Below are 21,856 nucleotides of genomic sequence, written 5' to 3'. Positions count from 1 at the left end.
AATTATAAATTTTCTTTAATGAAATTAGTCATTTTGTTGTACAATTGAATTCTAGTATTACCACCATAAATTCCGTGGTTGTTGTCAGGATAGATCTCAGAATCAAACTGTTTATTAGCTTGTATTAAAGCCTGCATCATTTGCATTGAGTTCTGAACATGAACATTATCATCTCCTGAACCGTGAATTAAAAGAAATTTTCCTTTTAATTTATCTACATGATTAATGGGTGAATTATCATCATAACCACTTGCATTTTCCTGCGGTGTTTGCATATATCGCTCTGTATAAACGCTATCATAAAAACGCCAGTTGGTTACTGGAGCTACAGCAATTGCCATTTTAAAAACATCATTCCCTTTTAAAATACAATTTGACGACATAAATCCTCCATAAGACCAGCCAAATATACCAATTCTAGTTTTATCCACAAATGAATAATTTCCTATCACTTTAGCCGCATCAATTTGATCTTCTACTTCGTACTTCCCTAACTCTTTTTGGGTAACCTTTTTAAAATCTGCTCCTTTAAAACCAGTTCCTCTTCCATCAACACATGCAACAATATAACCTTGCTGCGACAGCATCATAAACCAGTAATCATCAGCTCCATTCCAGTCATTATTTACTTGCTGAGATCCTGGACCTGAATATTGATACATAAAAACAGGATATTTTTTAGAAGGATCAAAATCCTTTGGTTTTATCATCCAAGCGTTTAACTCATTTCCCTTTCCTGTTTTTAAAACAAAAAATTCTTTGGCTGGTAAATCATATCCTTTTAATTTAGCTAATAAAGCTTCATTACTTTGAATCACTTGTACTTCTTTACCTGTTTTTGCTTCGTTCAACGTATATTTTGTAGGCTGAGAAGCACTCGAAAAAGTACTAATATAATATTGGAAATTTGGGCTAAAAGTTGCTCTAGTCGTTCCCACTGCTTGAGATAAGCGCACTTTATTTTTTCCGTCTAAACCTATTCTATACACATCTCTATTGATCGAGCCATTTTCAACTGATTGAAAGAAAACTGTATTGGTCTTTTCATCTAACCCATAATAGTCAGTCACTTCCCATTTCCCTTTAGTTACTTGGTTTTTTAATTTTCCATTTTTATCATATAAATAGATGTGGTTGAATCCGTCTTTTTCGGTTGTCCAAATAAAACTATTGTCTTTTAAGAATGTTAGATTATCGGTAACATCAACATAAGCTTTGTCTTTTTCATTCAAGACTACTTTTACAGCGCCTGTATTTCCATCGATAAATAACAAATCTAGATTGTCCTGATGACGGTTTAACACTTGTGCCGATAATGTGTTTGAATCACTTGTCCATTTCATTCTGGCAATATAAAAATCATTGTATTTACTTAAATCAATATTTTTAACTGCATTAGAATTCACATCATAAATATGTAATGAAACTGCGGCATTTTTCTCTCCTGCTTTTGGATATTTAAAAGTTTGAACTGTAGGATATAAATCTTTTCCAAACATTGACATTGAAAATTCAGGAACTTCACTTTCGTCAAAACGAATGTAAGCAACTTTTTTACTATCAGCGTTCCAGTCGAAAGCTTTTACAAATGCAAATTCCTCTTCATAAACCCAGTCTGTAATTCCGTTGATGATACTATTCTTTTTACCATCAGTGGTTATTGCTGTAGATTTGTTTGAAGCTAAGTCATAAACAAATAGATTATTTTCTTTTGCGTAAGCTATTTTTTTGCCATCAGGTGAAAAAGTAGGCTCTTGCACTTGAAAATCAAACGGTTTCTTGAGCTCCTTAGTGGCAATATTGTATAGATAATAGTCAGCGGTAAATGAGCGACGAAAAATTTGGTTGGTATTGCAAGCCAGCAAAATCATTTTTTCTGATGCATCAAATGTGTAACTGTCAATTCCATTAGACAATGCAGGAAAGGCTTTGGTGTCAATCAATGTAGTTACTTTTTTTAAAGTTGCAAAGTCATAAAGATCAATGCTCATACTCCTAGATTGCCTGTCAGCATTTAAAACCGTATATTGATTGGTGTTTTTTAATGATTGCAATTCATCCATTCCTTTGGTTCGAAATGTGCCATTATAAATTTGCTCAATGGTGATCTTTTCTTGTCCTACAACTGTAAAACATAGAAATAAAAATACTGCTATAATTCGTTTTGAGTACATACTATTTATTTAAAGATAAAAACGGTCAATTTTAGTGAAAAAATTACAATTAACAGTTGTTTTTTGTGTTAAATGTAAAAATAAATATTGATCACAACTAAAAACCAAAAGTGATTACGTTGGATATAAAACGTCTAAAATCGTATATTTGCAGTTAATATTACCATAACCAATTGAGAATGAATAAGGCTATTAGCGGATTTTCTAAATTATCCAAAGAAGAAAAAATACAATGGATTGCCAATCAATATTTTTCAACACCGATAGAAGCGGTCGCCTTGCTCAAAAACTATTGGAATACTGATGAAAAAATACAGAAATTACACGATGAATTTATTGAAAACACGATCACTAATTTCTATATTCCGCTGGGAGTTGCCCCTAATTTTTTAATAAATGAAAAATTCAGCACTATCCCGATGGCAATCGAGGAAAGTTCTGTGGTTGCTGCTGCTGCAAAAGCTGCTATTTTCTGGTCCACACGAGGCGGATTTAAAGCAACGGTTCTTAATACCGAAAAAATAGGTCAGGTTCATTTTATATACAAAGGGGATGCGTCAAAATTGAATGCCTTTTTTAGCCACATCAAATCTAAATTTTATGATGAAACCGAATCAATCACCACAAATATGCAAAAAAGAGGAGGTGGAATTTTAGATCTTATCTTAAATGATAAAACCCATTTAATGCCAAATTACTTTCAGCTACACGCTACCTTTGAAACTAAAGATAGCATGGGCGCTAATTTTATCAATTCATGCTTAGAGCAATTTGCAAAAACTTTAAAAGAAGAAGCAAGCCACTACAACTTGTTTAATGAAGAAGAAAAAGACATTGAAGTTGTGATGAGTATTCTTTCTAATTATGTTCCTAATTGTATTGTGAGAGCCGAAGTTTCATGCCCATTAGCAGATTTACGAGAAAAGCAAATTCCGAATCCTGAGGAATTTGCTCAAAAATTCATCCAAGCTGTTCAAATAGCTGAAATAGAACCTTACAGAGCTGTAACTCATAATAAAGGCATTATGAATGGTGTAGATGCAGTGGTGCTTGCTACAGGAAATGATTTTAGAGCTGTTGAAGCTGGTATTCATGCTTATGCTTCAAGAAACGGACAGTATTCAAGTTTGTCACATGCTAAAATAGAAAATGGTGTTTTTAGTTTTTGGCTGGAAATTCCTCTAGCTTTAGGAACAGTTGGTGGTCTTACTTCGTTACATCCATTAGTGAAATTATCATTAGAAATGCTTGAAAACCCTTCTGCGAGAGAATTGATGCAATTTGTTGCCGTAGCTGGTTTGGCACAAAACTTTGCCGCTTTGCGTTCTTTAACTACTACAGGAATACAAGAAGGACACATGAAAATGCACTTGAATAATATCATTAATCAGTTTGAAGCAACTGATGAAGAACGTGTTTCAATTCAGAAATATTTCAAGAAAAATGCTATTTCGCACAGTGCAGTGGAAACCTATATCATAAGTTTAAGAAACTAATCATAAAAACCCTTTTAAGGTTATTTACCCTTTCAGAGTTTAAAACCCTGAAAGGGTTAAAATCGATACTGAAATAAATTCAGCGTAAATGAAAAAAACATTTTACAGCAACGGCAAGCTTTTAATCACTGGAGAATATCTCGTATTAGATGGTGCAAAAGCATTTGCATTGCCTACAATATTTGGACAAACATTAATTATAGAGAGCGGTTCAAATAAAGAATTTCAATGGAAAAGTTACGACTCTGATCATAGTATTTGGTTTGAAGACACTATTCTATATAGCGAAATTACGACAGCAGAAAAAACCGAAGAGGAGTCTGTTAGAGCAACATTAATTTCAATATTGCGAGAAGCTTATTTATTAAATTCAGACTTTATTACAAAATGGAATGGCTTTAAGGTATCAACTGAGCTAAGTTTTCCAAAAAATTGGGGTTTAGGGACGTCATCCACTTTAATAAATAATATTGCTCAATGGTTGGCGATCGATGCTTTCACACTGCTAAATAATAGTTTTGGAGGTAGTGGATATGATATTGCTTGTGCGCAAAATAACGGTCCTATTGTTTACCAGTTAGATCATGGAAAACCTATTATTGAAAAAGTAGTTTTCAGTCCTGATTTTACATCAAATATTTACTTTGTCTATCTTAACAAAAAGCAAAGTAGCAAATCAGCAATAGCCGCTTATCATAGAAATAAAAAAAATAATCTGGCTGAAACTAAAGCAAGCATTAACAAATTAACTCAAGAAGTTTGGCAAGCAAGCACCCTTCCATCATTTGCGAAAGCAATTCAAAAACATGAATTAGCAATAAGTGCTATTATTGAGACACCAACAGTGGGAGGAACATTATTTCCTGATTTTAATGGGACAGTAAAAAGTCTTGGCGCTTGGGGAGGTGATTTTATAATGGCAGTCGCTGTTGAAAACCCTAGTAATTATTTCATATCAAAAGGTTATCATACTATTATCCCTTATGATGAGATGATATTGAGGTAATACCAATACATTAGGTAGTGCTTTAGTGTCGCTGGAAGCGTCTCAACACGCGAGAGCAACTTCACTGCGATGCTTACAGTATTATAAAGAATAGATTAGTAATAATTTATCAAACACAAGCTATTCCGTTTGTCACGCTGGACGCGTTTATCCAAGCACGAACAACTCCATTGGGATGCTTCCAGCATGACAAAGGAATAAATGCTTGCAGCGTGACAACTAATAGATTAGTTATACTTTAACAAACATAATCCACTCCGTTTGTCACGCTGGAGGCGTCTCAACATGCGAGAGCAATTTTGTTAGGATGCTTCCAGCATGGCAAACTAATAGATGAGTAATACTTCAATAAACGCAAACTACTGCGTCTGTAAAGCTCAAACCGTCCCATCACACGAAAGCAACTTCCCAATAATATTTCCAGCATAACAAAGTACAAGAAGTAATGAAAGCAATCCCCAGAAAGCGACCACAGCCAATTAGCACAGATCACGTAAAAAAAATCCCGATACAACTAAGTCGTATCGGGATTTTATATTTAAAAAATTACTAATTGCTAGTAATTAAACTGTTGTCTGTTATCTTCAATTTTAGCATTCCCTTTCAACGCTGGAATTACTCTATTTATTTCACCTGCTTTTTGAGCTCCTAATTTAGCTACATAAGGTTTAAAATCTTTGATAGCTGGTGCTTTTACTGTACTTGTATTTTTTACAACATAAATCCCAGCATTACCTTCAATAGGAGCTGACATTTTATTTGCTGACAAAGCAAATGCGTTTCCTACAACTACAGGCTCAGGACCAACATTAGGTAACATTGTGTTTTCCATAGTTACGTCAGTTGCTTGTTGTACAGTTGCTCCAACAGCTTTTGCAATAGCTTCAAGAGATGAACCTGTCATTTTAGCTTTGATCAATGCTGCCTTTTTCTTATTTTTAAGAATTTGCTCCACGTACGGTCTCACTTCGGTAACTGAAACTAATCCTGACTTATCAATACTTTTTAATTTTGCAATCACGTGACCTACATTAGCAACTTCAAATCTTTTTACTGATCCTTCTTTAACACCTGATTCAAATGCCCATCTTACAATATTTCTTTGCTTTCCTAGTGAACCAAAGTTCTCATCCATTCCTTTTACAGATGCTGCAGGAGCAACTGTAAGTCCATTATCTTTTGCCGCTTTATTAAAATCTTTACCAGCAGCTTCCATTTCGAATTTAGTGGCCTGCGTAAACATTTTATCCGAAGTTGCTTCTGAAGCTTCAATTTTTTGAGCTACCGTAGCTAAACGGATTCCGTCTTGTTTGTCAGTTACTTTTATAATATGAAAACCAAAATCTGTTTCTACTAAACCTACTTTTCCTATTCCGCTATTAAAAACAAAGTCGTTAAAAGGTTTTACCATTTGGTTTGGACCAAAATAACCTAAATCACCACCTTGCTGAGAAGATGAATCATCAGAGGCTGTGAAAGCTAACATTAAGAAACTATCTGGATTAGCAGTAATTTGAGCAAGTATGCTTTCTGCTTTAGCTTTGGCCTCTTCTTTTGTTCTTTGTTCTTTTTTATTAGGTACTTGAGTTCCTTCATAACTAATCAAGATGTGACTCGCTTTAGCATTTACACCAGACTTCATTCCTAATGATTTAGAAATACAGTAATAATTTCCAAATATATAAGGACCGTAAACGGCACCTGGAGCAAGATTAAATAATTGATCTGCATTTATTGCTGGTAAATCTTTCTTAGCAATATATGTAGAATCATAAGGAACATCTGAATTTGAATTAACAAAATCGATTGCATTTTTAGTAGTTCTAAAACCTGCTACCGTATCATTTTTTCCAGTCGCTTGATTGTAAACCACGCTACCCGTTAATAATGAATTGATTTTAGATTTAATTTCAGCTTCATCTGCCGCTGACGGTTTGTCTTCGATCAATACATACTCAACCTCACGAGACTCATCAGCCTTGAATTTTTTCTCATTCTTTTTCATATAATCAACAATTTCCGCATCAGTAACTTTTACATCACTATCTTTAATTGTTGAATACAATCCTGCAACGTAAGCAAAGTTTACTTTGTTTGCTTCCATTTCGTATTTCATTTTCCCTTCACTTTGAGTGGTATAGACTCCAGCTTTAACCATCGTGTTGTACAACTGATATTTTGCGTTTAGATCAGCGTCTTTTTCTCTATCCTTTAAAAACTGTGCTTGCTCAGGATTAGCTTTAAAATATTCTTTAAACTTTGCAACGTCAAACATCCCTGCAGCGTTTAAAAATAATGGATTTCCTCCTATGTTTTGATCCGCTTTTAAAACTTCTAATAAGTGTTTTTCACCAACTCTTAAACCTAATTTTTCAAATTCAGTAGTCAGTAAAGCTATTGAAACTTCTTGATCCCAAACTCTATTTGCAGCTTCTGTTGATGTAATTCCTTGACCACTTTTTTCAACATTACTCACTTTTACTCTAAAGTCTTCAAATGAAATATCTTTTCCATCAACGCTTCCTACATCCTGAGATGTACTATTGAAACCACCACTATTGAATATATCACCTATGATAAATGCTAATAAACAAAACCCAATAACGAGTATCAGAAGAAGTGAACGTTGTCTAATTTTTTGTAAAACTGCCATTTTATTGTTGTTAATTTTTATATTCAGTTTGCGAAAATACAATTATCTAATTAATAATAATACTAGTAGCGTTTTATTTTCTAAGAATTTTTACTTTCTTAATAAAAATCAGTCTTGCACTGTCATTTTAACCAATTCTATTTTCTTATTTGTCGCTTCTTCAATGATAAAGTGATAATTTCCTATGGCGATTACAGCTCCTTTTTGCGGAATCTCTTTAGTAAAGTCTACTATAAAACCGCCAAGTGTACCATAAGAATCCTCCTCTGGAATTTGGAGTTTGTAATTTAGATTTAAATATTCTACATCTAATCGAGCTGAGAATAAATAAGTATCTTCACTGAGTTGTTTTTCAATTAGTTCTTCATTCGAATCATGTTCATCTTCAATCTCACCAAAAAGTTCTTCAATAATATCTTCCAGAGTAATAATTCCTGATGTTCCACCATGTTCATCTAAAACTACAGCTACACTTTTTCGCTTTTTTGTAAGCAAGTTCATTGCATCTTTGATATAAATAGTTTGAGGAACAAACTCAACTGAAATTACAATTTCCTTAATGCTATTGGGTTTTTTAAACATGTCAAAGGAGTGAGCGTATCCAATGATATCGTCAAAAGAGTTTTGGTACACCACAATTTTTGAATACCCTGTTGCAATAAATAATGTTCTAAGATCTTCTATAGAATCAAATATATCAATGGCTACAATTTCAATTCTAGGCGTCATTACATCTCTAGCTTTGACACCAGAAAATTCTAAAGCATTTTGAAACATCAATATTTCTGAATCTACTAATTCATTATCTTCAACGGTGCTCATTTGCTCAGTGATGTAATTGCCAAGTTCAATTTTACTAAAAAAGAGTGGCGTAATATCACCCTCAGTTCTAAAAAATTTTCGTAAAATAAAATCAGAAATTGCAATAAAAAATGCAGCAATAAAATAAAAAATCTTATAAAAAAGATATGCAGGAATTGCAAAAAACTTAATTAGTGTATTGGCATAGATCTGGAAGAAAACTTTAGGAAGAAATTCAGCAGTAATCAAAATAACAACTGTAGAAATAAATATTTGTAACACTAAATTTAAACCCTTAGAAATGGGATATTCTAAAAGCTGAAAAAAATTCATCAGTACTTCGCCCATAAAAAACCCATAGACCACTAAGGCAATGGTATTTCCAACAAGCATAGAAACAATAAAATTAGTTGGTTTCTCTACTAATTTTGTCAGTATTTTTGAAATAAAATTATCTTGTTTCTTTTCAATTTCAAGATATATTTTATTGGAGGAAACAAATGCTATCTCCATTCCTGAAAAAAAAGCACTTAGTATTAGACAAAAAACGATAATACTAATTTCCATTGATTAGGATTTTTTATTTCTATCTTCAAATTTTTTTGCAAATTTTCTTCTAAAGAAAAACATAAAAACTGCCACTGCTGCAATAATAAAACTCAACCAAGGTGAACCGCCTAATGCAGGATTGTTTAGTTTTGTGATCCCATCGTACACGAAGTAAGCACCAAAAACCAGATATACGTATTGTGTAAATTTTAAATAATTCATAGTTACTTTTATTTATCGTTTGTTTCTACTTCGCCTGTAATTTTTTGCGAATTTATAATTTTAAAATCTTTACTAAAATCAATTCCTTGACCATTTGAAACTCCTTTTGGCCCCGTCAATTTGAATCTCCTTTCAGTATAAAACCATTGATTTTTTTGATCAAAGTAAAGTTGTTCTGTTTCTAATGTTTGCCCTTCTTCAGTAAAAATTTTTACTTTCCCCTGCAAATCTATAATGGTTGTGCCTTTGTAAGAGATAGCATAATTAGATTTTATAAATGTTTTTTTACCTTTTTTATCATAAAGCGTCACATCTATTCCCTTAGGAAATTCAGTAAATGGATAGGCAACACTGGCATAATCAAGCATTTTTGCACTTACCAGTACAGCTGTAATTCTCCCTGAATCAGTATATTTTAAATTGACTAAATCCGCATCGCTGCTGGGAAAAAATTCAGATATATTGTTTTTTTGTATGTCTTTAAAATTGCTCTCACAACCAAAAACAAGAGTCGCAGCAAGAACTGTGACAATCCATTTTAAATTGTATTTTTTAAATAAAGTCATACATACTGTATACTAAATAGTTTATTAAAAATACTCTAATTAAACTTTCTTTTAATAAACCACTGCTCGTTAAGAGATAGACTAATACTCAGATTTGCGTAATTTTCCTCCACTAAATTAGCAGTAGTTGTTCCTTTTTTACCTAATTCAAAACCAATGTTTACATTAGAGAAGGTTCCTGATAATGGCAATCCAAAACCTAATGTTAAAGCCATATCGTTTATAGGTTCCGCATTAATTACTAAACCTGTATTCTCATATCTAAATCCACCTCTATACGTTACCCTTTGAGCATAACTGGAGAATGAATTGTAATTAGGAATATAATACCCACCAATACTATATTTAGCATTTTTCTCATACGTAACATTAGCTAAGGAATTATAAGTATTACTTAGCGAAGCCGCTTTTTGGAACGAATATCCAATACCTACTAACCATTTTTGAGCTTCTCCCACACCAGCACCTAAAGCATATTTACTGGGCACTTCTAATTTTTTCTCTTCTTTTATGTCTTGTAAAACATCTACAATACTTAAATCAAAATTGGAATTATATAATGCCGTTGAAATGTTTCTTGTATTCTTTGAATTTAAAGTGCTTTCTATAGAATAATTTAAACTACTAAAAAAGGATACCTTTTTATAAATTTTGGTCTGGTACATCAGTCCAGCATTAAAATTTACCCCTGATAAATCTACGTCATTTAATTCTCTAGTACCTGTAGCAATACCAGTAATATATTCAAAATTGCTAGTTTCAATTTTACCAAAATTATAATTTGCATCTGCTCCAATGCTCAGTTGCGGAGTTATTTTATAACCTACACCAATAAATGCTTTATTTAAACCTCCGGTCCCGTTAAAACTTTGATTGTTTTGATCTGCTAATCCTATTTTTCTAATTTTATACCCCACTGAAGAGTAAGGAATTAATCCAAAACCCACTCCAAATTTTCCCAATGGCAATCCAACAGCCAAGTAATCTAAAGTACTTCTTTTCGTATTTGCTGCATTTTTCTCATCTTTTAGTTTAGAAGTGGCATAGGTGCCCCCTAAAGTAAACGTTGAAAGTTTTAAACTGGCATAACTAGCTGGATTTTGTAAGTTCATGTGAATGCTGTCCTGCTCAATTGCGATTCCTGCCATCGAACGAATTTCATGTGTGCCCTTAAATCTTACATCACCTATACCGTAAAAAGAATATGGAGAAGCTGTTCCATCTTGAGCAAAAGACACTAAAGACAAAAGTAAACATAAGCTTACTATAATTTTTTTAATCATTTTTGATTTTATATTGATGTGTTTGATTCAAACTTTCAAGCAGAAAATTTGAATTGGCAAATATGGTATTTTTTAATCGTTTAGCCAAAAAATCTGTATCGCCACCCGTTAAAATTATTATAAAATTTGGATAGGATAATTTATATTCATTAATAAATCCATCTATTTCATAAACCACTCCATTGACTATTCCTGAGTGAATAGAGTTAGAAGTGGAGTTTCCAGTAATATAGTTTGGAGATTCTAATGACAGTAGCGGCAATTTTGCGGTGTAATTATGTAGCGACTCATAACGCAATCGCAATCCTGGTGCAATAGCACCACCTAAATAATTATTTTGATCATCAATAAAATCATAAGTTATACAAGTACCAACATCAATTACCAGTCTATTTTGATTTGGAAAAGCAAGTACTGCTCCTGCTGCAAGAATCATTCTGTCTATTCCTAATGTTTGTGGTGTGCTGTATTTATTATGAAACGGAAAAGAATCGGTTGTAGTGATAAATGAAACTTTTAGCGATGAATCGAAGTCTAAAAACGACTGTTTATCTAAGTTTGCTACTGAAGAAACCACCAATTCAGTCACCTTTTGAAATTTATTTAAAATATTTTGAATATTTATTTTGAGGTTTATATTATCAAAAACATAACTTTCTAAAAGCATAGCTTGCTCAAATACAGCAGCTTTAATTCTAGAATTACCCACATCAACAACTAAAATCATAATTCATTATTTGCGGTGGCGAAGGTACGAATTGATTTTTTTAAAAAAATGGTTTGGATATATTAAAAATGATTCTATCTTTGCACCCGCAATAGCACGGTACCTTAGCTCAGATGGTAGAGCAATGGACTGAAAATCCATGTGTCCCTGGTTCGATCCCTGGAGGTACCACAAAACCCGAATAGAAATATTCGGGTTTTTTGTTTTAAAATCAGTAAGCCATTTATAAATTGATTTACATAATTCATTTTATTCAGCATTAAAAAGTCACGAGTAAAAACCGCTTATTTACTGAAATAATGACTCTGAACTTTAATGAATTTTTATTTACGGTTTTCAAAACATTAGTGGACAAATTTTAAAACAATACCTAAAAGGTTATAAAAACCTTTTAGGAAACGTAAATTGATTTATTAAATTAGATCCAAATTTAGAAACTGAATAGCATATAAAAAGCACTGCTTCAAAATCTTATTTCCCCTATTTTTTAGTATTATATGTTCTAATCAACCAATAAATTTCTGTCAATTATAAAGAGTTACTATTTCATTTGTCCTTATCTTTAGCAATCACGCACGTTATTTATGAAAGATAAAGTAAAAAAAATAGGAGTTATAATTTTAGGAATTATCCTTTTCATTGCAGCGTTAAGCTTTGCTACAAACTTGTGGGTCAATTACCAACTTCCAAAAATAATTTTAGACAAAAACGAAACTCCATACGACATAAAATACGAAAAGATGGAGATTTCATTATTTTCGAGAAAAATTACTGCTTCAGGAATTATTATACTGCCTAAAAAAAGACAAAAAGATAGCCTAAGTAAAAATGGAATCTTTGCCTCAATTGAAAATATTACGGTTGATGATTATAAAATTTTTTCACTACTTTTCAAAAATAAAATAGAGGCTCGTAACATTACTTTTTCTAAACCAAAAATCACTCTTTTTAAATATAGTGACAAAACAATTAATTCTACTAAAAACGTCAGTACGCAAATCGTAGCTCCGTTTGAACAAATTATAAAAGTAGCTAATGTCAATATTGAAAACGGCAACTTTTCTATTGTTAATATTAAAAACAATAAAACACTTTTTACAGCGCAGAAAGTTATTGTACAACTTAATGACCTCGCTATCTCCGAAAAAACGTTGAATAACAAAATCCCATTTTCTTATAAAAGTTATGCTTTTAGCTGTGATAGCTTAATCTACCAAACTGATAAAGCGTATCAAATAAAAGCTGCTAAAATCAGCACCACCAACTCGGGACTTGAGATGAATAGTTTCTCCATGACATCCTTACTTAGTCGACAACAATTTGTCGATCAATCTGAAAAAGAACGCGATTTATACACATTGAAAGCGGATAAGATCGCGATCAAAAATATGAATTGGGGATTTAAAGAAGAAATACTTTTTTTTAAAACCACTCAAATTGTGATTGAAAAGGCCGACGCCAATATATACAGAAGCAAAATTCCTAAAGACGATCTTTCAGTTAAACCGCTTTACAATAAACTTTTACGCGAATTAAAATTTGATCTACAAATTGACTCACTGACCATAAATAATTCGAATTTAGTATATGAAGAAGAAAAGACGTTTAATAATGGTGCGGGTGTATTGAAATTTGGATCATTTAATTTACAAGCAACAAATCTTTATAGTGGATATCAAAACAATAATTTACCTGATGTTTTGATATCTATAAACTGTAAATTCATGAATAAATCCCCAATGGTGGTGAAGTGGCATTTTAATGTAATGGACACATCAGATGGTTTTAACATAAAAGGTAGTATTAAAAATTTTGAAACAAATCAATTGGCTATTTTTACAAAACCATATTTAAACGCAACACTTCAAGGGACTTTTAACCAAGTCTATTTTGATTACACTGGCAATAATCACATTGCAAATGGGAACTTTGCTTTGCGTTATCACGACTTAAATATGGAAATATACCAGAAAAAGAATCGAGATAAAAAAAGCGTTTTAAAAAGCTGGCTGGGGAATTTACTGCTAAAAAATGATTCTGGCGGCGAGCTCGTAGAAAGCGAAATACAAGTCGAGCGAATTAAAGAGAAATCATTTTTCAATTTTTTTTGGTTGTGCTTTGCTGAGGGACTAAAAAAAACGTTTTTATAAAAAATCGTTTCTTCTATCAATTATTGTAGTTCTACCAAGCTTTTGAAATTTTGAGTTTTATAAATTTAATTTTGTGTGAATTCTATAATGCAACATCAGAAAATAAGGTTTTAAGACAAATACAGCATAAAATATTTAAATTTTACTCCTTCTGATTAATTTACGTTAGTAAAGCAAACTTTCAACGCATTGTCTTTCTGCTATTTGAATAGTTGCACTTTTTTATCAGCTGTTATAGAAATCTATATCCTACAGTAGCATTAGCCAATCTTTTTTTATCAACTAAATGAATTTTTTGAGTAAAAATTACGCCGTTACTTGCTTTTGACACTATTTTTCTATTTAATTTTTATTTTGCCTCGTGAAGAACATTTTGTGTTAGAATAAATAACAAAGTTTATTGTAAAAGTGTTTATTAAACAAACCCTGTATCAATAAAATGATCGTAATTTTATACGTCATATTAATTTGCAATATCCGTTAACACAAAGAAGTTATTAAACAATAAATTAAAGCAAGAGTGGTTAATCTATACTTTTTTATATATTTACTCAAAAACTAAACCTAATTTTTATACGATCGTGCAATGTAAAAAACTGTAGCATTTGAAACAGTTATCCTCATTCTAAGCCAAAGATCATAATAAAGATCAACTTCAAAATCAAAATTATGAAAGAATTTTCAGTACTGCTTTTTTTTATTGCAACATTACATACCTCCTTTGCGCAAACCACCACAGAACCTGTAGACATTACAGACATGTTGAAAATAAAGACTATTAGCAATATAACACTCACTAAAGATGGCACAAAAGCAGCTTTTACGGTAACCTCGATTGAAGCCGATCAAAAGAACACTCAGGATTATAAGTATAGTACCCAGATCTATACTGCTTCAACGTCAATCACTGCAGCTCCCGTCCAACTGACTACTTCCAAAGAAGATGCAATTAAACCTGTGTGGAGCCCAGATGGAAAGCAACTTGCTTTTACTCGCTTTGTGGCAGATAAATCTCAGATTTTTATTTTATCGATGGCGGGAGGAGAACCAATGCAATTAACCAACTTTAAATATGGTGCAAAAAATCCAAAATGGGCTCCAGATGGCAACAAAATCCTGTTTTCGTCGAGTATTTCATTACAAGAATTAATTAAAGATTCTACTTTAAACAAGGCGCACTCCATACCAACTTGGACAATGGAAAAACCCGGATTTAACAAAAATGAATATTTGCTACTGAATAGTAGCAAACCAAATCCCAACGGTGATTTATCAGAAATAAGAGCTTATTTAGATAAAAATGCAATTGACAAAAAAGCAATTGTTCTCAATAAATTAAATTTTCAAAATGAATCTTCTATTTCTTCCGAGATAAATTTCAATTACTTCTTTGCTGTAAATACCACTAAAGAGTCCCTACCTCGCTCGCTCACGAAAGGTTTTTATAATCTTACAGATGCAGAATACACGCCAGATGGAAAACAAATACTTTTCTCTGGTGCCATTGACAGTATACAAAATCCAGATCGCTCCTTAGAGAGCGCAATCTATTTAGCCGATAGTGATGGTGGTAATTTCAAAATGATTTTAGGAGGAAAAGATAAGCGATATAGCAACGCATCTTTATCGCATTCGGGAAAACAGTTAGCTTTTTTGGTCAGTAACACTTCTTTTATATCAGTTCCCACACTGGCAATAATGCCCATTAATGGAACAGAAAAAGATATTATAACAATCCCTTTTGATCGTGAGAAAACAAATCTTACTTGGAGTACGGATGACAAATACTTGTACTTTACCGCACAAAGCAATGGAGGAACTATTTTAAACAGAGTTAATATTTCCACAAAAGAAGTAAATGCGTTGTCCGGTAATGAGATTGGCATTACCAGTTTTGACATTGTAAACAATATACTTGTATATTCAAAAACAGAGGTGCAAAATCCCTCCGAACTGTATTTTACAAATTCTAATTTTAAAAAACATAGAAAGGGAAGTAATTTTAACGATTGGGTCCTAAACAAAAAACTATCCTTTCCAGAAAAAAACTCCTTTGTCAATGATTTAGGAATGACAATTGAATATTGGGTAATGAAGCCAACTAACTACAAAGAAGGAGAAAAATATCCATTGTTGCTCGAAATTCATGGCGGACCGTCCGCTATGTGGGGACCTGGCCAAGATAGTATGTGGCATGAGTACCAATATTTTTGCGGCAAAGGCTATGGTGTAGTATATAGTAATCCTCGCGGATCAGGTGGCTATGGCTTAGAATTTTTAAGAGGCAACATCAATGATTGGGGCAAAGGTCCGTCAAGTGATGTCCTGACTGCTTTAGATAAAACTGTTGATCAAGGCTGGGCTGATCCTTCAAATCTATTAATTACAGGAGGCTCTTATGCTGGTTACCTTACTGCATGGATTATTAGCCATGACAATCGTTTTAAAGCCGCATGTGCACAACGCGGAGTTTATGATCTTCCAACATTTTTTGGTGAAGGAAATGCATGGAGATTAGTCCCTAATTATTTTGGAGGCTATCCATGGGAACCAAAAGTGAAGGAAATTTTGATAAGAGAATCACCCATTACTTATGTTGAAAACATTAAAACCCCATTCATTATTTTTCATGGAGGCAGTGATCGCCGCACAGGATTCGTTCAAGGCGAAATGATGTTTCGCAGTCTTAAAGTCTTAGGACGTCCAGTTGAATATGTGGTACATCCGGGAGCAACACATGAAATCACAAGAAATGGTGACAACAGACAACGTATGGACCAAATGTTGCGAACATTTGAGTTCTTTGAAAGATATATTGATAAAAATAAAGACAATTAACCCGAATATTTTCAATCGCTTTACTTTTTTGACTAGCAATAGACAGTTACAATCTATTAATGGTTCAAGTGCGAAACATTATACAAAAAAACATTAATCAAAAAGTAGAAAGGCAAAAATTTAAAAGTCAAGCTTTTCCCATTGTCACAATTTATTCATTTTAAGAGTTTAAAACCGAGATAAGCCCTCCTAAAAATAAGCTCTAAATTATTGTACACAAACCTATAAGTTTAACCTTTGATAGTTTTTATTACGGCGTGATCATAACACAAAAAAAGGAGTTATTGGCTCCTTTTTTTTATTTTCAAGTTGTTTATTTGTTGTCAAGATAACCCAACTTTAATTAAACAATGAATAGTTTCCCTTCAAAAATGTAACAAAAATGCTTAGGGTTGGCAAATACCCAGCTAAAAAATACGTCACAGTTTGTTAAACTTGAACTTCTGCCCACCTATTGATGCTTCGTACATTAGTCCACCCTTTTGCATGGTAAACACCATGATGCCATTAGCATACTTTACATTCGTTGACGCACCAGCTTTAACAGCTACTGCTGAAGCTTGAGCGAAAAACTCAAATTGACTATTCTTGAAGCGTGCTAAATCACTATCTGACTCAAAAAATATCACCTGACGATATGCCTGACCACCAGCCTGAAATCCTATGCTGACTTGTGTAAGTTTGGCCATACCTATAAGTTTGCCACGCTCATAAACAACCCCGCTACCAGCAGCACCTCCTATACCCAAACCAGCCTACCCCACATTAGGAAATATTACATACCCAATAGCATCTTCAAAAAGTCCTTTCATCAAACCGTCAGTTTTAAGAAACTCCTCCTTTGCAATCTTACTGTCGGCGATAATTTTATTTTTCTTGACCTCCGATTGCCCAAAAACCGTTGTAGAGCTGAGTACACCAATTGCCACTATTATCCAAATGCTGTTTAATTTTTTCATGTCGATATTTTTAATTGTTACAAAATAATTCATGTTAAAATACTTTATTTTAGATTGAAAAAAAAGTAAAATAGCAATACTCAAATATCACATAAGTTTTTTGAATCTGATTAAATTGTACTGATTATCAACTACATAAGTATTTAACTCCTTCGCTGATAATTATAAATAGAAAAGAGGAACTAAAAGATATTTTTCTATTTAATCTATTTGTTTTTTACCTGCGGTTTGAAGTATCCTTAAAAACCATACCTAACTCAACAGTCAAACAACGATAAATTTGATTCTTACTTTATTCTAAAAAAGAAAGAAACATATTAAAATCGCAACTATTTTTCAATAAAAAAACACCTTTCATAAATTTAAAATGATTTAATTGTGTTATTCTCTTTATGATTATTGCTAAATTACTATATTTATGCAAAATTACTATATATGGAACTTTTAATCTGTCCAAAATGCCAAAGCGATCACATCATAAAAAGCGGTGTCATCAACAATAAACAAAGGTACTTATGCAAAAAATGCAACTATTTTTTTACGGTGAATAAGATAGGTAAAAAGATTGATGATTATTATGTAACTAAAGCGTTGCAGCTTTATCTTGAAGGCTTAAGTTATAGAGAAATAGAAAGAATCATCGGTGTATCTCATGTTACGGTGAGCAACTGGGTAAAATCCTATAATATAAAAAAACCGTCGCAAGTAAACTATCATCCTACTTACAAGATCTTTAACCACTTAGAATTAGTAGAGTATATTAAAAACAAACAATTATTGTCTGGCGCAGGTATGATTATTACTGAACTAGGTGATAAATTTATGCTCATAAAATGGGAACGATTTAAAGATTAACTATACTCATTTACACAAAAATATAGGATACTTTTTTTTTAAATAAAAATAATTGAATTTGGCACCGTTGAAACTAACCACTTCGTTTAACCAAATCTTTACTTATTTATGAAAAAAGTTTATCTATTGGCAGTTTTGCTGCTTTTCTTTTTCAAAGGCTTTTCGCAGGGATCTCCCGATTATGGCGCCGGAATGAAGTTTAACCTCAATGACGATGGATCAAAATATTTGAGAGTTATTTCGTGGGCTCAAATCTGGGGACAATACAATTCAGATCGTTCTCTTGATGGTAATGGGAACGAACAAGCTGATTTAGATTTCAGCGTAAGAAGAGCGCGTGTATTAATGTACGCACAAATTAACAAAGACTTCTTGATTTTAACTCATTTCGGACTTAACAGTTTAAATTCAGAAACTATGAGTCCTACAGGGCAAGGTGCGGGATCACAATTATTCTTGCACGATGTATGGGCACAATATAGCGTTGGCAAGAACAATGCTGTAGGTGCAGGATTACACTATTGGAATGGGATCTCTCGTTTAAACAATCAAAGCACTTTGAATATTTTAACATTAGATAATCAGCGCCAAGCATGGGCAACATTAGGCTTATCAGATCAGTTTGCTAGACATATTGGAGTTTATGCTAAAGGAACTTATGGTAAATTTCAGTATCGTGTTTCGATGAATAGTGCAGCATCAAATAACCTTCAACCTACGGGATTACCAATTAATAGCGGTGCGGCAACTTACACAGGAAGACGATTATTAGGTTCTAAAGAATCAGGGAGAACCTACTCTGGTTATTTTGAATACAGCTTATTAGAATCAGAGAGTAATTTTTTACCTTATAAAGTGGGAACCCATTTAGGAACTAAAAAAGTATTTAATATTGGAGCGGGCTTCTTTTCGCATCCCAATGGATCTGTGGTAGCAGATAATTCTGGAAAACTAAGCGGAGAAAATATTTCTGTTCTAGGCTTAGATGCTTTTTATGATGTGCCTTTAGGAACACAAGGCGCTGCTCTTACCGCTTACGCTTTATACCAAAATTCAGATTATGGGAAAAATTACACATTAGGCACAACCTACGAAACTGGATCCATGCTTCACACACAGTTAGGATATCTAATTCCTGGAAAATCAAAAACGCGTTTTCAACCCTACGTATCGTATAGCGATAGACAAATAGAAGCTTTAAATGATAATGCATCCCAATTAGGCATAGGTGCAAATGCGTTTTTTAGTGGACATCATTCTAAATTAACCCTTGAATATCAGACCTTAAAATACGGCTTAAGCAAGGCTGTGAATACCATTACATTACAAGCAATGATTTACCTATAAAATACTAACAATTAACCACAATTACTATGAGCGATAAACAAGATAACGCAACGGCCTACTGGAATGAAAATCTACGATATCTTCTGATATTATTGAGCATTTGGTTCGCCGTTTCCTACGGAGCAGGAATATTTTTCAAAGAAGCATTAGACACTATTAAAATAGGTGGTTTTCCACTTGGTTTTTGGTTTGCACAACAAGGTTCAATTTATGTATTTGTAATACTGATATTTGTTTATGTAAGACTAATGAACAAATTAGATAAGAAATACGGTTACGACGAATAATTATAAAACTATAAAAAAAAGTAAAAATCATGGATTTACAAACTTGGACCTATATACTTGTTGGAGTAACCTTTGCTCTTTATATTGGAATTGCGATCTGGTCACGTGCCGGATCTACTAAAGAATTTTATGTTGCTGGAGGCGAAATTTCTCCTTTAGCAAATGGTATGGCAACAGCTGCTGACTGGATGAGTGCTGCTTCATTTATTTCAATGGCAGGAATTATTTCCTTTGATGGCTATGATGGAGCCGTTTATTTAATGGGCTGGACCGGAGGATACGTACTTCTGGCACTTTTACTTGCTCCTTATCTTCGAAAGTTTGGAAAATTTACGGTTCCTGATTTTATTGGAGAGCGTTATTATTCTAACAGTGCGAGAACCGTTGCAATTATTTGTGCTTTAGTAGTTTCATTTACTTATGTTGCTGGTCAAATGCGCGGTGTAGGTTTAGTGTTTTCTAAATTTTTAGAAGTTGACATCGACACTGGTGTTATTATAGGAATGGTAATCGTATTATTCTACGCTACTTTAGGAGGAATGAAAGGAATCACTTATACCCAAGTGGCGCAGTATTGCGTTTTAATATTTGCTTTTATGGTTCCTGCCATATTTATTTCGATTCAAATGACAGGAAACCCAATTCCACAATTAGGAATGGGCGGAAAATTAGCTGGAACTGACACGTATCTTATTGACAAATTAAATGGGCTTTCTACAGATCTTGGATTTGCTGTTTACACCGATGGAACAAAATCAATGGTTGATGTTTTTGCAATTACATTAGCATTAATGGTTGGTACTGCAGGATTACCACATGTAATTGTACGTTTTTTTACTGTAAAAAGAGTAAAAGACGCTAGGAAATCAGCTGGATATGCTTTGATCTTAATTGCAATTTTATACACTACAGCACCTGCAATTGCCGTTTTTGCAAAAACTAATTTAATAGACACTGTAAATGGTAAAGAGTACACATCGATGCCTGCATGGTTTACTAAATGGGAGAAAACTGGATTGTTGACATTTCAAGATAAAAACAATGATGGTATAATTCAGTATTATAATGATGCATCAAAAGACGAAACCTTTTTAGCGGCACAAGAAGCTAAAGGAAATAAAGGAAGTGAGTTAGTGATTGATAAAGATATTATGGTACTTGCCAATCCTGAAATTGCCAACTTGCCTAACTGGGTTATTGCCCTAGTTGCTGCTGGAGCATTAGCGGCTGCATTATCCACTGCTGCGGGATTATTACTAGTAATTTCAGCCTCAGTATCTCATGATATTATCAAGAAAATGATCAACCCAAATATTTCTGAAAAAGGCGAACTTTGGGCTGCTCGTGCAGCGGCAGCTGTTGCTGTAATAATTGCTGGTTATTTCGGAATCAATCCACCTGGTTTTGTCGCCGCCGTTGTTGCACTCGCTTTTGGGTTGGCGGCTGCATCACTTTTTCCAGCTATTATCCTAGGTATTTTCGATAAAAAAATGAATAAAGAAGGTGCAATTTCAGGTATGATCGTGGGACTATTGCTAATGATTTTTTATATGCTGAAATTTAAATTTGGTCTGTTTGACGGTGGCAAAGATGCTGTAGCTGGTTTAAAAGAAAGTTGGTGGTTTGGCATTTCTCCTGAAGGTTTTGGAACTATTGCCATGTTAGCAAACTTTGCAGTAGCACTTATTGTAAAAAGCTTTACTGCTGCTCCACCTCAAGATGTACAAGATATTGTTGAAAATATTAGAATTCCTTCTGGCGCTGGTGACGCTACACATTAAAGGATTTAAAAGTGTATTATATCTATTTTAAACCATACAATCTCTACATTTGCTTGTAGAGATTGTATATTTTTAACTCCATGAAGAAAAGACACGAACAAAAGTTGGTTATTCTTTCAATGCTCATTTTAGCAGCATTGAATATTCCGCTCTTGCTTTTAT

Annotated in this window: 17 protein-coding genes and 1 tRNA gene; 9 read left to right on the top strand and 9 right to left on the bottom strand. The window is 33.1% G+C overall.

Going from position 1 to position 21,856, the window contains the following annotated elements; all coding sequences use genetic code 11:
• Positions 1 to 2: 2 nt before the first annotated feature.
• Positions 3 to 2,174 (bottom strand): S9 family peptidase, encoded by a 2,172-nt coding sequence (locus RCH18_RS03490; RefSeq protein WP_326935380.1) that lies wholly within the window; start codon positions 2,172 to 2,174, stop codon positions 3 to 5.
• A 179-nt stretch (positions 2,175 to 2,353) separates the two neighbouring features.
• On the opposite strand from RCH18_RS03490, the gene RCH18_RS03485 reads away from it, so the two are divergent.
• Both RCH18_RS03485 and RCH18_RS03480 read left to right on the top strand, forming a co-directional pair.
• Positions 2,354 to 3,670, top strand: coding sequence for a hydroxymethylglutaryl-CoA reductase, degradative (locus RCH18_RS03485; RefSeq protein WP_326935379.1), 1,317 nt, complete (start codon positions 2,354 to 2,356; stop codon positions 3,668 to 3,670).
• A gap of 88 nt (positions 3,671 to 3,758) precedes the next feature.
• Complete coding sequence (locus RCH18_RS03480; protein WP_326935378.1) at positions 3,759 to 4,676, top strand: GYDIA family GHMP kinase; 918 nt, start codon at positions 3,759 to 3,761, stop codon at positions 4,674 to 4,676.
• A 556-nt stretch (positions 4,677 to 5,232) separates the two neighbouring features.
• Here RCH18_RS03480 and RCH18_RS03475 read toward each other — a convergent pair.
• From RCH18_RS03475 to RCH18_RS03450, 6 genes are all read right to left on the bottom strand, one after another.
• Positions 5,233 to 7,329 carry a peptidylprolyl isomerase gene (locus RCH18_RS03475; RefSeq protein WP_326935377.1) on the bottom strand — a complete coding sequence of 699 codons (2,097 nt, stop codon included), beginning with the start codon at positions 7,327 to 7,329 and terminating at the stop codon, positions 5,233 to 5,235.
• Between the two features lie 108 nt (positions 7,330 to 7,437).
• Positions 7,438 to 8,697, bottom strand: a complete 1,260-nt coding sequence (locus tag RCH18_RS03470; protein ID WP_326935376.1) for a hemolysin family protein — start codon at positions 8,695 to 8,697, stop codon at positions 7,438 to 7,440.
• 3 nt (positions 8,698 to 8,700) lie between these two features.
• Positions 8,701 to 8,901: a hypothetical protein gene (locus tag RCH18_RS03465; protein ID WP_326935375.1), complete on the bottom strand. Its 201-nt coding sequence runs from the start codon at positions 8,899 to 8,901 to the stop codon at positions 8,701 to 8,703.
• Between the two features lie 8 nt (positions 8,902 to 8,909).
• Complete coding sequence (gene lptC, locus RCH18_RS03460; protein ID WP_326935374.1) at positions 8,910 to 9,467, bottom strand: LPS export ABC transporter periplasmic protein LptC; 558 nt, start codon at positions 9,465 to 9,467, stop codon at positions 8,910 to 8,912.
• 35 nt (positions 9,468 to 9,502) lie between these two features.
• Entirely contained in the window at positions 9,503 to 10,750 is a 1,248-nt protein-coding gene (locus RCH18_RS03455) for a hypothetical protein (RefSeq protein WP_326935373.1), read from the bottom strand.
• On the bottom strand, positions 10,743 to 11,477 hold the full coding sequence (locus RCH18_RS03450; RefSeq protein WP_326935372.1) for a type III pantothenate kinase: 735 nt from the start codon (positions 11,475 to 11,477) through the stop codon (positions 10,743 to 10,745). Before RCH18_RS03450 ends, RCH18_RS03455 begins: the two co-directional genes overlap by 8 nt.
• A gap of 98 nt (positions 11,478 to 11,575) precedes the next feature.
• Here RCH18_RS03450 and RCH18_RS03445 point away from each other — a divergent pair.
• The 3 genes from RCH18_RS03445 (at position 11,576) to RCH18_RS03435 (ending at position 16,465) form a co-directional block, all read left to right on the top strand.
• A tRNA-Phe gene (locus RCH18_RS03445) sits at positions 11,576 to 11,648 on the top strand.
• A 413-nt stretch (positions 11,649 to 12,061) separates the two neighbouring features.
• On the top strand, positions 12,062 to 13,627 hold the full coding sequence (locus RCH18_RS03440; protein WP_326935371.1) for a hypothetical protein: 1,566 nt from the start codon (positions 12,062 to 12,064) through the stop codon (positions 13,625 to 13,627).
• A 669-nt stretch (positions 13,628 to 14,296) separates the two neighbouring features.
• On the top strand, positions 14,297 to 16,465 hold the full coding sequence (locus RCH18_RS03435; RefSeq protein ID WP_326935370.1) for a S9 family peptidase: 2,169 nt from the start codon (positions 14,297 to 14,299) through the stop codon (positions 16,463 to 16,465).
• Positions 16,466 to 16,884: 419 nt separating this feature from the next.
• Here RCH18_RS03435 and RCH18_RS03430 read toward each other — a convergent pair whose 3' ends face one another.
• Together RCH18_RS03430 and RCH18_RS03425 are read right to left on the bottom strand one after the other, a co-directional pair.
• Complete coding sequence (locus RCH18_RS03430) at positions 16,885 to 17,154, bottom strand: YSC84-related protein (RefSeq protein WP_326935369.1); 270 nt, start codon at positions 17,152 to 17,154, stop codon at positions 16,885 to 16,887.
• Positions 17,155 to 17,220: 66 nt separating this feature from the next.
• Positions 17,221 to 17,457 (bottom strand): hypothetical protein, encoded by a 237-nt coding sequence (locus RCH18_RS03425; RefSeq protein WP_326935368.1) that lies wholly within the window; start codon positions 17,455 to 17,457, stop codon positions 17,221 to 17,223.
• A gap of 402 nt (positions 17,458 to 17,859) precedes the next feature.
• Between RCH18_RS03425 and RCH18_RS03420 the strand changes: the two genes are divergently transcribed.
• The 4 genes from RCH18_RS03420 to RCH18_RS03405 all read left to right on the top strand — a co-directional run bounded on the left by RCH18_RS03420 (position 17,860) and on the right by RCH18_RS03405 (position 21,694).
• A complete protein-coding gene (locus RCH18_RS03420; protein ID WP_326935367.1) occupies positions 17,860 to 18,279 on the top strand; it encodes an IS1/IS1595 family N-terminal zinc-binding domain-containing protein in 420 nt (139 codons plus the stop codon).
• Between the two features lie 108 nt (positions 18,280 to 18,387).
• Complete coding sequence (locus RCH18_RS03415; protein ID WP_326935366.1) at positions 18,388 to 19,626, top strand: hypothetical protein; 1,239 nt, start codon at positions 18,388 to 18,390, stop codon at positions 19,624 to 19,626.
• 26 nt (positions 19,627 to 19,652) lie between these two features.
• Positions 19,653 to 19,913, top strand: a complete 261-nt coding sequence (locus RCH18_RS03410; protein WP_326935365.1) for a DUF4212 domain-containing protein — start codon at positions 19,653 to 19,655, stop codon at positions 19,911 to 19,913.
• 29 nt (positions 19,914 to 19,942) lie between these two features.
• Positions 19,943 to 21,694 carry a sodium:solute symporter family protein gene (locus RCH18_RS03405; RefSeq protein WP_326935364.1) on the top strand — a complete coding sequence of 584 codons (1,752 nt, stop codon included), beginning with the start codon at positions 19,943 to 19,945 and terminating at the stop codon, positions 21,692 to 21,694.
• Positions 21,695 to 21,856: the final 162 nt, after the last annotated feature.

The sequence above is a fragment of the Flavobacterium sp. PL11 genome, from assembly GCF_035985025.1.
Taxonomy (GTDB): domain Bacteria; phylum Bacteroidota; class Bacteroidia; order Flavobacteriales; family Flavobacteriaceae; genus Flavobacterium.
The sequence above is the reverse complement of the archived record's forward strand: the minus strand, read 5'-3'. Positions and strand labels throughout refer to the sequence as shown.